Consider the following 13,971-nt stretch of genomic DNA (forward strand, 5'->3'; position numbering starts at 1 on the left):
ACAGATTCCCGCCGCCTCTGATTTCGCCGATAATTGCCGACCATGAACGCACCGAAAGATCCCCAAATCGAGTCGCTGAAAGTCCCGCCGCATTCGATCGAGGCCGAGCAGTCGGTGCTCGGCGGTCTGCTGCTCGACAATGGCGCCTGGGACCGGATCGCCGACTTTCTCTCCCAGAGCGACTTCTACCGCTACGACCACCGGATCATCTTCGAGCACATCGGCAGGCTCATTGCCGGCTCACGCCCAGCCGACGTGGTCACGGTGTACGAGGCGCTCGGCACCTCGGGCAAGGCGGATGAGGTCGGCGGCCTCGCCTATCTGAACGCGCTGGCGCAGAACACGCCGAGCGCAGCCAACATCCGCCGCTACGCGGAAATCGTGCGCGATCGTGCGGTGCTGCGCCGGCTTGTGTCGGTGGCCGACGAAATTTCGGCCGACGCGTTCAATCCGCAGGGCAAGGAAGTTCGTCAACTGCTCGACGAGGCTGAAGCCAAGGTGTTCTCGATTGCCGAAGACGGAGCGCGCGGCACCCAGGGCTTTCTCGAGATCGGGCCGCTGCTCACGCAGGTGGTGGAGCGCATCGACACGCTGTACCACACGGCCAATCCGAGCGATGTGACCGGCACGCCCACCGGCTTCGTCGACCTCGACCGCATGACTTCCGGCATGCACGGCGGCGAACTGATCATCGTGGCGGGCCGACCCTCGATGGGTAAGACCGCGTTTTCGATGAACGTCGGCGAATACGTGGCGGTGGAGTATGGCTTGCCGGTCGCCGTGTTCTCGATGGAAATGCCGGGCACGCAACTCATCATGCGGATGCTCGGCTCGGTGGGCCGGCTCGACCAGCACCGCATGCGCACCGGGCGTCTCACCGACGAAGACTGGCCGAAGCTCACGCACGCCGTGCAGAAGATGAGCGAGGCGCAGATCTTCATCGACGAAACCGGTGGCCTCAACCCGATGGAGCTGCGCTCGCGTGCGCGGCGTCTGTCGCGGCAATGCGGCAAGCTCGGGCTCATCATCGTCGACTATCTCCAGCTCATGAGCGGTTCGTCGCAGGGGGAGAACCGCGCGACCGAAATCTCCGAAATTTCGCGTTCGCTCAAGAGTCTTGCCAAGGAACTCGACGTGCCCGTCATCGCGCTTTCGCAGCTCAATCGGGGTTTGGAGCAGCGGCCCAACAAGCGTCCGGTGATGTCGGACCTGCGCGAATCGGGTGCTATCGAACAGGACGCCGACGTGATTCTCTTCATCTACCGCGATGAGGTGTACAACCCGGACAGCCAGGACAAGGGCACCGCGGAAATCATCATCGGCAAGCAGCGTAACGGTCCGATCGGCCCGGTGCGCCTGACGTTCCATGGTCAGTTCACCAAGTTCGACAACTTCGCGGGCCCGCAGAATTTCTACGGCGGGGAATGAGGCCGCTTTAGGGTGTTTTTGCGCCACGCCGTGGCAAGAACGCCGCGATACGACATGGGACGGGTGCGTGCCCAAGGCTGCAACGGTACAATATTGCACTTTTGTGTCAGCACCCTGATTCCACTACAGGACTCCCATGTTCGGTCGATTTATGCCCACCGAGGGCAAAAAATAGCGTCTCCGTTTGCCCACAGTGGTCTACAGAGTATTTTTAAGTTATTGATTTTTCGAGTTTATTGGGTAAGGTTGTCTATCGGCGTCCAGCCTTGAAAGTACGTATAGAATACGTGCGAGAGTACGTACGGGCAAAGGGGCGGATGGTGTCGAAGGAAAGTATCAAGTCGAAGACTGCACGTGGGAAGCTCGCGCCGCGTCGCGACCCGTATTGGGAGCGCATCAGCTTGGGCGTCCACATCGGATTTCGGAAGCTGGAGTCGGGCGGGGGCACCTGGATCGGCCGTCGAAAGGACGAGAGCCGTAAATATCAGTTCAAGGCGTTCGGCTCCGATCTTCTCGACTACGACGCTGCGCGCAAGCTGATTGAGAAATGGGCCGACGAACTGGCGTCCGGCGCACAGCACGAAAAGAAGATTTCGACTGTTGCCGACGTGTGTCGTCAATATGTGGAAAACCGGCGAGTCGAGAAGGGCGAGAAGACGGCCTACGATGCGCAAAAGCGATTCGAGCGTCTCGTTTACGGGAAGCCTATCGGCGCTATTCAGTTCGATAAACTGCGGCCGCTCCACGTGGAGAAATGGCGAAACGCACAGTTGGACGACATTGAGCCGGAAGACGAAGAAGGCTACAACCGTGCTAGGGACACGGTTAATCGAGAACTGAAATCATTGAAAGCCGCGCTCAATTATGGAAAAGACAGGCTCAAGCTCGTCTTGACCGATGCGGGGTGGAAGGAGATCAATCAGTTTCCTGACGTGGCTTCGCGCCGCAAGGGCTGGTTGACTGTAGAGCAGCGCAATCGACTGCTCGACAAAATGCCGGGAGATTTGCGGTTGCTCGCGACTGCGCTCTTACTAATCGGCGCGCGTCCTGGCGAACTCGCGAGTGCGAATGTCGCCGATTTCAACCGTGAGGGTGGGTTACTCGCGCTTAACGGAAAAACCGGATGCCGCGACGTACCGTTGTCGAACAAGGCGCGGGAATTCTTCGCGACGCACACGAGAAATAAAATCGGCAATGCACCTTTACTCGCGACGGCTGACGGTCAACGTTGGACCGCTCCTGTCTGGGGCCGGATGTTCCGTGAGGTTCGCGAACTGGCTGGCCTGCCGGATGCTGTGCTTTACTGTATGCGCCATACGTACATTAGCGAGGCCATTGCGCAGGGCATCGACGTGTACACCGTCGCTACACTGACGGGCACGAGCGTCGAAATTATCCAATCGAACTACGGCACTTTGACCGACAACATCGTCGAACGCTTGAACCGGGTCGCCATTTTATAGAAGCAGGAATTGTGGGCCGCGTGGCCCACGCCTCGGCGCGCGTCTATTTTGATTTGCGCACGACCTTGCTCGTCTTCACTTTCGGCACCATCGTCCGCTTGTGTTCAGTCAATGCTTCGCACACGTGCCGAACGATGCTAACGACGGAATCCCGCTCGTCGGGGGCTAGGTCGCGCATCGCTATCGCTATGGCGGCGAGGTGTTCGTCAGTCTGATCGAGGGGCGTGCCCGTCTGCAAAAGGTCGTCCACTGAACAATTTAAAGCGTCACAAATTTTCCGCAGGGTATCAAGCTTTGGCGGCGTGGCCTTGCGCTCGATGCGGGAAATGAATTCCTGCCCGACATCGATCATCTGTGCAAGCTGGGCCTGCGTCAAACCAAGTGCGCGCCTCCGCATGGCGATGGCTTCGCCTACACGCGGGTCTTCGTGCGGCTCGCTCTTCGGGTCATGTTTTTTCTTCATGACACCGATCCTCACGAACATTCTATGGCATTTGAAGAACCAAACATACATGCTACGATATGTATGTTTGTGCATATATTGCTATGCTTTGGCGCAGTGCCTCAGTGTGGCCTTGCCGGACTGCTGGTCTACAAGACATGCCTGGAGCGCTGGACGCAGCACCTACTACCCTTCACGACACGAGCAGTGACTAATGAATAGCGAACGCACTGAGGGATACTGGACCGACGCAGACCTTGCTGATGCAGGCTTCGGCAGCATCGGACGCAACGTGCGGATCGCGCGGGACTGCGCAATCGTGGGCGTGCAGAACATCCAGCTCGGTGACGAAGTGACGATTGATGGGCTGACCACGCTGCACGCGATCACGGGCCACATAACCATCGGTCACGGAGTCCATATCGGCCCCAGGTGCTTTCTCGGTGGTGCGGGCGAAATTGACATCGGCGCGTTCTGCCATCTGGTGGACAACGTTCACCTTTACAGCGCCGCCGATGACTATTGCGGGGAATTCCTGGACAGCCCCGCCGTCTCTCCTGGCCACTTTTCCGATGTCGACACGGCACCTGTGCGCCTGGGCAGACACGTGAGTATCGGTTCGTGTTCCGTCGTTCTGCCGGGCTGCTCGATTGGCGAGGGCGCGTCGGTGAAACCGAGGTCGCTCGTAACAGAGAGTCTCGCTCCCTGGGGAGTTTATGCGGGGACACCTGCGCGGTTTGTCGGGACGCAATTGCAACCGCTCTTGCCGTCGGATACGGAACCTTTGGGGGGAGAGCAGGGCGGGTCCTGAGAAGTGGTGCGCGGATGCGGTTGTGTATTTTCCGGCAATTTTGCATGTCCTCGGATGCCGGAATTCTTTCGCCGGCAGGGAGACCTGCCGGACTTTTTCGACACAGCGTGCATGCAATTGCGGGAGGCGATCCGACCGATCAGGACTTTCTTGCCAGGGGCCACGCGCCGATATCGAAGACGAAGGAAGCGCAGGGCGGGCATGTACGAGAGCAGCCCGGTGAATAGAACGGCGGCGATTTTTATGTGCAGGTCGAGACGCCTCCCAGGTGTGTCGCAGTGAATATTCGTCGCGCGGAGATTGTGTACAAGGAGAAATGAAGCGATGCAGCGGAAGGGCAGGAACGCTATCTGGGTTTTGATGCTGGTCGCGCTCTGTATTGGGGTGCTCGCTGTGTACGTAACCGGCCAACCCGCACCACGGGTAGAGGTGCCTGCATCGAAATACCAACCCGCAGAATTCACCATCGCACCGGCGTCGCCTGCCGTCGCAGTACAGCGCCATGCCGTAACCGATCCACAGGCACAGGAACAGGTAAGCATCGCAGCATCGGAGGCGGCATACCGGATCGTGACGCCGCTGATGAAAGTCATCAGGGACTATCACGCCAACGAGGTTGCCGCCGACAATGCATATCGCGGGCGGTGGATACATTTCCGGGCAGTAGCGGAAAACGTGGAAAAGGACATCGGTGATGTGCCCTTTCTGTTCGTCCGCCCGACCGATCCCGCTTCAGAAGATCGCGCTTCTGTGCGTTTCGCACCCGACAGCATGGCGGATGTTGCGAAGGTGCAGCCAGGCCAGATTATCGATCTGTACTGCAAGGGAAACGGCATGTCGTTGCGTACGCCTGGCTTCACCTCGTGCAGCTTTCTGTCAGGCGGTTACGTGACCGCGCCGTACGCTGCGGCTCAGGGCGCAATATCTGCGATATCAACTGACGATCCACGCTTCGAGCCATCATTCGACTGCACAACGCAGAAGGGCACGGCAACATGGCTCATCTGCCACGACGCTGACCTTGCCGCAGCAGATGTGCGTCTTGATGCAGCGGCACATACCGTGCTGAAGCAGGCGCGTGCGCTCGACGGCCTGACGCAATCAACGGACGCTGGAGGAAAGTTCAATCAGGCGCTGCACGCTGCGCTGGAAAAGCGCGATGAATGTACAGACGTGCCGTGTCTTGCAGCATGGTACTTCGACGCAGAAAAGCGTCTCCACGACACAGCCGGCAAGCTGGATACGCTTGTGGAGCAAGGCACGCTAGCGGGCTCGCTGTCGCAGTAGAACGTCGTGTCCGCTGGTTTCGTAAATGATTGTGCTGGTCGTGCCGGCTGATATGGTCCGGCACGCAGTAAATAAGAAGCCGTTCAAATTGCCTTTCGGGGGTCTTCGATGAAAAAATCCATCGTGTTCGTGCTGTCATCCGCTCTGGTGCTCGCTGCCTGCAAACCGGCCACGCAGGTTCCTTCACTGGACCGTGTATACAACGTCAGTGAGTACGACGCGGACTTTGAGTTGCGGCAGCGCGTGCTTGCCGCGTGCGCCGCGAATCCAGGAGAATTGCAGCACGATCCGAACTGCGTGAACGTGACAACTTCTCACCTCGGAAATGCCCGCGACGAGGACCGGCAATACGAGGCAAGGAAGATCGCTGCTACCCAGGACATTGCCGTCATCATGATGGCACTCAAACTGTATCGGCTCGACAACGGCGCGTATCCTACCCAGGCGCAGGGGCTGAAAGCGCTGGTAGAAAAACCTGTCGTTGCACCGGTTCCGGCAAACTGGAAGCAGGGCGGGTACCTGGAGCGATTGGTGAACGATCCCTGGGGGCGCCCATATCAGTTCCTGAATCCTGGTGCCCACGGCGAAATCGACGTGTACAGCGTTGGACCGCTCAATCACCCGAATGATGAAGGCACCGGCGCAATCGGCTCGTGGCAACCCGCGGTTTCCGCCGCAGAGAAAGAGGACATGAACAAGTCGGGACAATGACGTAGCCGCGGCGCAGCGCGCTTCGTCATGCATCTAACCTCCGCCGGGAATTTCTTGAACGGGGCGCACCTCGCTACGTGCGGCGCTATATAGTGAATATTCGGGTACGGCTTTCTACGTACTGTCCAGAATCGTGAACATGGATATCCCGGCAGACTTGATCACCGCGTTGCGCAACGCAAACCACGTTGTGTTCCTGACCGGGGCAGGCGTTTCCGCAGAGAGTGGCATACCGACGTTCCGTGATGCGCTGACCGGCCTGTGGGAGAATTTCGACGCAGAGCAGCTGGCTAGCGCGGACGCCTTCAGGCGGGACCGCGAACTCGTATGGGGCTGGTACGAGTGGCGCAGGATGACGGTGATGAAGACGAAGCCGAACGCCGCGCATCGCGCAATTGCAGAGATTTCCTCTGAGGTCCGGCGTGTCGATGTGATTACACAGAACGTTGATGACCTGCATGAACGTGCAGGCAGCCAGAACGTCATCCATCTACACGGCAGACTGGATTGCCCGATTTGCTTTACGTGCCAACGCCCGCACGAGTTGTCGCCGGGAATTCCAGGCGAGCCGGAGGGCGGTCGCCGTCTTGCGCCACCGCGATGTGAATATTGCGGCGGCTACGTCCGTCCTGGTGTTGTCTGGTTCGGCGAGCAGTTGCCACGGCCCGAATGGAGCGCTGCTGTAGAGGCGTGCGAAACTTGCGATGTGCTTTTCAGTGTGGGCACAAGCTCCATTGTGCAGCCTGCTGCAAGCTTGCCTTCCATGGCCGCGAGACACGGAGCGACGGTTGTACAAGTAAATCCCAGTCGGACGTCTCTTGACGACATCGCAGCGTTCAATCTTGCCGGAAGCGCGGCTGTTGTGATGCCCGCGCTGCTCGAAGCGGTAAGGGCGCATTCTAGATAGTCACTCGTGTTCCGGCCGGGGCGTTATTGAAGAACGCGTCTACCTGCGTGTCTGTAAATTAAGTACTGGGCATGTGCCGCTCGGTGGGGAAACCAACTGCACGATGCGCCAGGATGCTCTGGGGAAATCATGCCGGGAGAATGACAATGAAGGTCGCGGTCACTATCTTCCTCGCGGTGTCGACCGCTCTCGTCGGCTTCTACGCCGCGCAACTGTGGCTACATTCCAGCAAGGTTTGCATCGTTCCAGCCTGGGCGAAGTACGGCGGTGTTGAGCAGGCTGACGGCGAGTCGCAAACGAACAGCGGCTGGGTTGCGGGGATTATGGAAGCGAGCGAACAAGCGGCGAGACTCAACCAACGCGCTGCTATTTGGACCGCATTCTCGGTCGTTCTCGGCGCGGTCACGACGATCACGAGCGCTGTGCTGACGCTCGTTCATTGAAAGAACCTTCTACAGCGTCATTCAGACGGTCATGGTCGATCCAGTCTCAACTGCAATTTCCGGCCTCGCGCTGATTGTCTCAGCTTCTACCGCGTGGCTTACCTATGTGCGACGCGGCACGGTGAAGATGACCCGGCCAACGCAAATTTTCTTCGGCGAGGATGTGTCCTCGCGCAACGGGCACAATCGCTCGCCGAAAATATACCTACGTGCGCTGTTGTTTGCTACCGGCGCACGCGGCCGCGTCATCGAGAGCATGCATGTTTGCCTCGCCAACGGCGAAATAACCCAAACCTTCAATATCTGGGTGTATGGACAGCGCGAAAAGCTCGTACGTGGTAGCGGAGTTTTCGTTCCTCCCGCTGGAGTCGAGGCGAACCATCACTTCCTGATTTCACTCGACGTTTCGGCGTTCAGCTTCACAGAAGGTAGCTGCCGCATCGACGTGTATGCACACCTCGTAGGAGACCGCCGTCGACGGTTGCTGTTCTCGCATGTTCTGCATGTGACTGCGGAAGCCGCGAAGCGCATGAGTGTATACCGAGACGGCCTGTATTTCGATTGGGCCTCTGACCTGTCGCGCTATGTCAGCCATATCGAACCGTATCCCGGCCAGCCGGTCTCTTGGGACCTGGGCTCGTTTGCGCGCGAGGAGGCACAGCGCTTCTGGAGGGCAGGCTAGGTATCGCGCATCGCTATTTAGCCACCAATGATTCGCGGAATTTCAGGGACACTGATTTTTTTTAGTGGCACTACCGTCTGCGTGCCATCAGGATGAGCATCCAGGCATACGCGCGCTTGCCAGAGCGGACATCTTGAACGTCACGCCAACATTCCCTTGTTGCTTACCGGGGCTTTCCATTCAGGTTGTCGCACCACATCGACGCAGCCGCGTAAGCCATCGCTAATGCAACCGCCAGCCATCAAACGGTAAAAGCTGGAGCGGTGGTGGCCATTCCATCGATGCGCGCCAGCACGCGCCGCAGTCACGTCGTTTATGCTTGGGCCACTGTAGACACCTCCGTTGCGGCGATGTCGCGCAATTTAACAGCGTCGATCCGCTTCAACACGTTCTGCAATTGCAGCAAGGACCATTGACCGCCACGCGTGGCCGGAATATTCAACTGGTTCAACTGCTCGACCATCTTGCGTTGGCTCAGACCTTGAGCGCGAAAACCATTGATAACCGGGGCGAGCCGATGCGCAAAGTCATCTGCCGCTTTCCGCCGGGCCTCGATATTCGACTTCAGGTTAGCCGGGCCCGCCTTTCCGAGCACCACGCCCCTTGCTTTTGCAGCACGCAGCGCGTCGCTGACACGTTCACTGATCCTCTTTGCCTCGTGTTGGGCGAAGGCGGCAAAAATATGCAAAGTCAGCTCGTTGGCTTCAGGCAGATCGCACGCGACGAACCGCACCTTCGCGGTTATAAGATTCACAATGAAGGATAAATCCCTTGACAATCTGTCCAACTTAGCGCAAATCAACGTCGCCCCGGTTTTCTTACATAAAGCGAGCGCTTCGGACAGTTTGGGCCGGTCATTGCGCCGACCACTTTCCACCTCGGTGAATTCGCCGAGGATTTCGCACACGCCGCCGTTCAGATAATTCTTGACGGTTTCGCGCTGCGCCTCTAAGCCGAGTCCAGATTGCCCTTGACGCTGGGTCGAGACTCGAAAGTAGGCCACAAATTTCCCGTTTGCCATCGTTTTAGCTGCCTGACAAATTTTCTATACACTAGTTTAATGATTAGTCAGTCTACTGGGGACACGCTCCGTTTACAACGAAAAGTCGAGCCAACCCGGAATGCTGTTGACGTTATGTGCGTGGTGTGGCCGACGCCGTGCGACGGTGCTATTGTGTCGCGCTCGCGGCGTTGCGTTGGATAGCGCTGGACGGGCTGACCCTAGCCCACAAAACTGTCCCACTTGGAAGTGGAAAATTCCGGCATGACGCTGTCATCGAGACCAGGAGGTCATGCCGTGAAGAAGAGCAAGTTCACCGAAGAACAGATCGCCTATGCGTTGAAGCAGGCCGAGCTGGGCACGCCGGTCGCGGAGGTCTGCCGCAAGATGGGAATCAGCGACGCGACGTTTTACAACTGGCGGACGAAGTACGGTGGGCACAGGTCGGATGTCGAAATTTGTGATAGGCAATTTGATAGTGCAGTAGTAAATACATCGGGCACAAAGCGCTGCACGAAACGTCAGCTGACGTGATACACAGTTCGATGTTCGTTATGAAGATCGTACGTCTAGTCAGGCATGGCGTTGCGAGGCACACAAAGCACAAGGGGAATGCTTCGTGTTTGAGTCACCGAACGAAACGCTGTTCGATCCAGACTCGGTGAAGTAAGCTTGGATTACCGAAGGAAAAGGGGCGCCCACGATGGAATGGACGCCTGATGGTTGGTACAGGTTATTGAGAAACGCGAATACTGCTCTTGCCGGGGTCAGTACTCGACAGTCGGCCCTTCGGGGCCGATTTCTTTTGGCGAACCAGTTCCTGCAATTCTGCGGCTGTGCGCACATTGAAGGCCGCGAGTGCCTTGGCAGGGATAAATGGCGAGGGCTGATCGTACGTTTTTCCCGTGTACTTGAACTTCGTGCCTGTGCTATCTTTTTCGCGGGCTCCTGGTTGATACCAAGTGCTTTCGAAAATGTACAGGCGCTTGCGGGTGCGGCTGACGGCAACATAAAACAGCTTACGCTCATCGTCCCACGGTTCGCCCTTTTTGGGCATGACGCCGTCCACACACCCGACGACGAAATTATGGTCCGCCTCACCGCCTTTAAACGCGTGAATAGTTGTGACTAAAATAGGTGGTTGCTCGCACAGTTCCTCGATGTACGCCTTGAACTGCTTGGGCTCCGAGAAACCTGCCGCCACTGCTGCCCAGCGACGGATTTCGATTGCCAAAAGCTGCTTGTCAGCTTTGGACATACCGCGTTGCAGGCTCATGAAAAGACGGGCAGTAGCGTTGTACTTGCCGGTGAAAGACGGCGTACGGACACAGCCCCAAAACGTTTGACAGCAGGTCTTCTTGTGGTCAGCACTGATTGGCATAGCGCGGTCGAGCACATAACGGTCAAGACGCTTTGCAACGGTCCGATATGTTTCCTGATCGGGCGGCTCGCTGCCGGGTTTGCCGTACCGCGTGGCGGTCTCGATCACGAAATCCAGAAGATCGAGCAACGGAAACATGCGTGGCCACATCGACCCCTTGACCGAGGTTGCTACGCAGTTTATGCCCTCCTCCGTCAGGGCGTTCGCGATGAAGCGTTGCTGGCCGTTCAGGCGTGTCTGTATCACGATGCTGCTCGGTGGGTCACCTAACTGAAGAATCGTTTTCACTTGTGGGACGATCAGGTCGATTGCATCGATATGGTCGCACTCCGTGATCAACATGGGTTTCTGTCCTTCACGAACGCCGTAAATTTCAATGCCGAGCGTGCTACGGATAAAATCGCAAACTGGGGTGGGTACGCGTTGCGAAATCGTGAGCCGTTTCACCGTTGCGCCCAGGCGTTGTTGAATATTGATCGCGCGGACGTGGTTCTTGCCGAAATTCATGATGGACTGGTGCGCGTCGCCGAGCAGCCGGATATGTGGAATGTGTTTTTGCAGTTCCAACACGAACTGAAACTTGTACTCATCCATGTCCTGATATTCATCGATGAACAGCCACTTGAACTCACCGGGAGGGAAAATTGCGCCCGCACGCAGCAGACGCGTTGCTTCGATAATCGCCTCGGAGTAGCTGTCGGGCCGGGCTTTTACGCCTTCCTGTAAATCATCCGGCAACATGTAGAACGCGACGGAACTGAACGACCGAATCTGAGCGCCTTCCAGATTTTCTGATAGCCGTTCCTTGTTATCCGCAACGACCTTTTTGCTGTGCGCCAGCACAAGAATATCGCGGGGTTCGTAGTAACCGCTTTCCACAAGATACTCCATAAACGCGTGCATTGTGGAGCTCTTGCCCGTGCCGGCTGCTGCCCCGAGAATTTCCGCCGATGTTGCGGTCGTCGGCAAATAAATAAACGCCCGTTGCTCGTACGTCAGCTTTTTCTTCGACGGTACAGCAGGGGCGTCTTTCTCCCGCTTGGCCGTGCAAAGAAACACTTTCGGCTGCGGAATTACCGGAAGGTCAGGCAGTGGTTGCAGGCCTTTCGGCAGCAGATCGCGAACGTCCAGCGGCTTCAACAGCTTCTTGACGCTCTCGCCATACTCTTTGTGCTGAACCATATTTTGCAGGATAGGCCAGCCTTCAGGGTGCGTTGACGTATCGCGCATGAACTTCTGGGCACGTTTGATCTTCCCTTCCTTCGATAGCTCGGGTGCCAGCAGCGCACCTAGATCGACCTTGGAAAAATCGAAAATCTGCGCATTCTCACGCCAGTACGCACAAACATCGAACAGCGGAACATCATGCACTGTACGAATACCCATACGACCGATTGCTGCAAGGGACACAATACGATATTCAGTGTGACCGGCAGGATTGCCTGGAGCCTGCTTGCTGTCGCGTGTCGGGTAGATGACGTAGCGGTACGCGCTGCGACCGTAATTCTCAGCGCTGTTGAAGTACGCCGTTGTCAGTCGCTCTATCTTTACTTCCTGCTTAAACCGGTATTGATTGGGCAGCACGATCTGCAAAAGAATTTGCTGAACTGTCTTGGCGTCTTCTACCGAACGGGTCACGAATTCCAGCACTGGTTCGATATGGTTGATCTTCGTGTCGTAGCGCGTACCGATCATCGACAGAAACAGCGACCAGAAAGACGGCTTAGGTGCAACAATTGTGAACTTGGACAGATAATCGTGCTTCGCACGGCTCTTGCCTGCTGCGTCCTTGACGTTATCTACCGTGGCGGTGAACAGATGAAACGAGGCGCAATGTTTACGCAGTTCGTCCACGTCGAGCTTCGGATTCGGATCGCATATACTTCCTGCGATTTTGTCGAGTCCTACACGGATATTTATAGAGAGAGAAAGCAGGCGTTTGAGGATAGCGGGTAGTCTGGTAGATGCTGTCATTGACATTCTCCTGAAAAACGATGGAAGGCCTTTGCGTACTGTTGAGTGAATTTCTGACCGGCCTTCATGTATTTACTGGCAGGTTGAAGATTGCCTTGGGAGTACACTTTTCGTAGGGACCGGGAATCGCGAAAACGTCGAAAAGCACTGCAAAAACGTTCGGAAATTGCTTGTTTTGGGTTGAGAGGAAGGGTGGGGGTGGTGTATTAATTAAATCGTGAGCCATCCCCCTGTGTGCTCCACATCACTCGAAGGTTATATATTCGTCATCCGGGTCTTTCGTGGGGACCTGCGCTTGGTGTTCTTGCATTTTCTGAAGGCGTGTGTTGCGCTTGATTGCGTACTCGGCAGGCCGGTCGAACCTTTGGAGCTTTGGGTACATGTCGCACAACGAGTGGCGCACAAACTCGGAAATAGACATTTCCTTTGCCATCGCGAGTTCTAACACGGCGTCTTTGAATTTTCCTGACGACGCAATGGTTAGGTTGGTTCGCACGTGTTGTTCCACCGCACGATGATCGGGCGAGCGTTTTGCGGGTAAACGGATGCGGGCTGAATTCATTTTGTGCGTCCTTCATGTGGGAATCGACAAAATGAAATTGCACTTGCGCTGTCAGCGCTGCGGGAAAATGGGTAGGTGACGCTGGAGCAGTTTGTGGACAGCCTTGGAGGGGTGCTGTATTTTTGTACAGTATCGAGAGCAGAAAACCATGAATGGCCACATACTGGCAAAACCCGTATGGCCCGTATGGCCCGTATGGCCCGTATGGCCCGTATGGCCCGTATGGCCCGTATGGCCCGTATGGCCCGTATGGCGCGCGCGTGCCGTGGCAGCAAGCACCGGGGCGGTGACGTGCCGAGTACGGCTACCGACTACTGTACTCGTGCAGGATCGAACCCGGTGCAATGGAACGCGGCAAGTGGCGGCGTGTTCTGGGTGCGTGCGGTCGGCGCGGACGACGAGCGGCAGACGCGGAAATTGGTCGTGGCGAGCGTCTTCGAAGAATGGTTTCCGGATGACGGATGACGCGCGGAACGAAGCGACGCATAATCGGCTCTCTGAGCAAAATATTATCCGCAGCAGCTATCCATTTATCCATTGACTGAGTGCCGGGGCGCGGCGTGAACGGTCCGAAGAGCAGCGCATGGGATGCAGCAGAAAGGCCGACCTATGAGCCGGTACGGCTAAAGGAGGGTTCGGGATATATCGTCCGTATTACGTGGTCGGACGGCTTTGAGAACGAAATTGACGGCTTTGCGGACGAAGCCGAAGTACGCGACTGGATCGGCAGCAACAGCGCCGATTGGCACGAGTTGGCATCACACCGCGTGCAGCTGAAATGCTGACGCGCTGCAGAATAAGTCATCGGGGGCCACATGTGCTTTGACTTGGAAACGGCAAAAAAATGGGCGGAATTTCTGTTGGCGTGCGGCTCGTTGAT

General features: G+C 56.9%; 14 protein-coding genes and 1 pseudogene. 11 read left to right on the forward strand and 4 right to left on the reverse strand.

Annotated features, from left to right (window positions below):
- The first annotated feature begins 42 nt into the window (after nucleotides 1-42).
- Together PXJ20_RS16305 and PXJ20_RS16310 are read left to right on the forward strand one after the other, a co-directional pair.
- A complete protein-coding gene (locus PXJ20_RS16305; RefSeq protein WP_017776740.1) occupies nucleotides 43-1,428 on the forward strand; it encodes a replicative DNA helicase in 1,386 nt (461 codons plus the stop codon).
- A 266-nt stretch (nucleotides 1,429-1,694) separates the two neighbouring features.
- Nucleotides 1,695-2,891 carry a tyrosine-type recombinase/integrase gene (locus tag PXJ20_RS16310; RefSeq protein ID WP_421029370.1) on the forward strand — a complete coding sequence of 399 codons (1,197 nt, stop codon included), beginning with the start codon at nucleotides 1,695-1,697 and terminating at the stop codon, nucleotides 2,889-2,891.
- 43 nt (nucleotides 2,892-2,934) lie between these two features.
- Here the strand turns inward: PXJ20_RS16310 and PXJ20_RS16315 are convergent, their stop codons facing one another.
- Nucleotides 2,935-3,354: a helix-turn-helix domain-containing protein gene (locus PXJ20_RS16315; protein WP_421029369.1), complete on the reverse strand. Its 420-nt coding sequence runs from the start codon at nucleotides 3,352-3,354 to the stop codon at nucleotides 2,935-2,937.
- Nucleotides 3,355-3,547: 193 nt separating this feature from the next.
- Between PXJ20_RS16315 and PXJ20_RS16320 the strand changes: the two genes are divergently transcribed.
- The 6 genes from PXJ20_RS16320 to PXJ20_RS16345 all read left to right on the forward strand — a co-directional run bounded on the left by PXJ20_RS16320 (nucleotide 3,548) and on the right by PXJ20_RS16345 (nucleotide 8,174).
- Entirely contained in the window at nucleotides 3,548-4,144 is a 597-nt protein-coding gene (locus PXJ20_RS16320; RefSeq protein WP_421029368.1) for an acyltransferase, read from the forward strand.
- A 324-nt stretch (nucleotides 4,145-4,468) separates the two neighbouring features.
- Complete coding sequence (locus tag PXJ20_RS16325; RefSeq protein WP_421029367.1) at nucleotides 4,469-5,431, forward strand: OB-fold protein; 963 nt, start codon at nucleotides 4,469-4,471, stop codon at nucleotides 5,429-5,431.
- 108 nt (nucleotides 5,432-5,539) lie between these two features.
- Nucleotides 5,540-6,142: a type II secretion system major pseudopilin GspG gene (gene gspG, locus PXJ20_RS16330; RefSeq protein ID WP_421029366.1), complete on the forward strand. Its 603-nt coding sequence runs from the start codon at nucleotides 5,540-5,542 to the stop codon at nucleotides 6,140-6,142.
- A gap of 139 nt (nucleotides 6,143-6,281) precedes the next feature.
- Nucleotides 6,282-7,049, forward strand: coding sequence for an SIR2 family NAD-dependent protein deacylase (locus tag PXJ20_RS16335; protein ID WP_421029365.1), 768 nt, complete (start codon nucleotides 6,282-6,284; stop codon nucleotides 7,047-7,049).
- A gap of 146 nt (nucleotides 7,050-7,195) precedes the next feature.
- The gene (locus tag PXJ20_RS16340) at nucleotides 7,196-7,492 is read left to right on the forward strand and encodes a hypothetical protein (RefSeq protein WP_421029364.1); all 297 of its coding nucleotides are present in this window, start codon (nucleotides 7,196-7,198) and stop codon (nucleotides 7,490-7,492) included.
- 31 nt (nucleotides 7,493-7,523) lie between these two features.
- Nucleotides 7,524-8,174 (forward strand): hypothetical protein, encoded by a 651-nt coding sequence (locus tag PXJ20_RS16345; protein WP_421029363.1) that lies wholly within the window; start codon nucleotides 7,524-7,526, stop codon nucleotides 8,172-8,174.
- 313 nt (nucleotides 8,175-8,487) lie between these two features.
- On the opposite strand, the gene PXJ20_RS16350 is transcribed toward PXJ20_RS16345, so the two are convergent.
- Nucleotides 8,488-9,195 (reverse strand): recombinase family protein, encoded by a 708-nt coding sequence (locus PXJ20_RS16350; RefSeq protein ID WP_421029362.1) that lies wholly within the window; start codon nucleotides 9,193-9,195, stop codon nucleotides 8,488-8,490.
- A gap of 276 nt (nucleotides 9,196-9,471) precedes the next feature.
- Between PXJ20_RS16350 and PXJ20_RS16355 the strand changes: the two are divergent.
- Nucleotides 9,472-9,612 (forward strand): annotated as a pseudogene (locus tag PXJ20_RS16355) (transposase); the annotation flags it as partial.
- A gap of 295 nt (nucleotides 9,613-9,907) precedes the next feature.
- Here PXJ20_RS16355 and PXJ20_RS16360 read toward each other — a convergent pair.
- The gene (locus tag PXJ20_RS16360; protein ID WP_421029361.1) at nucleotides 9,908-12,529 is read right to left on the reverse strand and encodes a UvrD-helicase domain-containing protein; all 2,622 of its coding nucleotides are present in this window, start codon (nucleotides 12,527-12,529) and stop codon (nucleotides 9,908-9,910) included.
- A gap of 244 nt (nucleotides 12,530-12,773) precedes the next feature.
- The gene (locus tag PXJ20_RS16365; protein ID WP_421029360.1) at nucleotides 12,774-13,091 is read right to left on the reverse strand and encodes a hypothetical protein; all 318 of its coding nucleotides are present in this window, start codon (nucleotides 13,089-13,091) and stop codon (nucleotides 12,774-12,776) included.
- 152 nt (nucleotides 13,092-13,243) lie between these two features.
- On the opposite strand from PXJ20_RS16365, the gene PXJ20_RS16370 reads away from it, so the two are divergent.
- Nucleotides 13,244-13,381, forward strand: coding sequence for a hypothetical protein (locus PXJ20_RS16370; protein ID WP_421029359.1), 138 nt, complete (start codon nucleotides 13,244-13,246; stop codon nucleotides 13,379-13,381).
- Nucleotides 13,382-13,651: 270 nt separating this feature from the next.
- Nucleotides 13,652-13,876, forward strand: coding sequence for a hypothetical protein (locus tag PXJ20_RS16375; protein ID WP_421029358.1), 225 nt, complete (start codon nucleotides 13,652-13,654; stop codon nucleotides 13,874-13,876).
- The last annotated feature ends 95 nt before the right edge of the window (nucleotides 13,877-13,971 follow it).

The sequence above is a fragment of the Paraburkholderia sp. A1RI_3L genome (assembly GCF_048957895.1).
GTDB lineage: Bacteria > Pseudomonadota > Gammaproteobacteria > Burkholderiales > Burkholderiaceae > Paraburkholderia > Paraburkholderia kururiensis.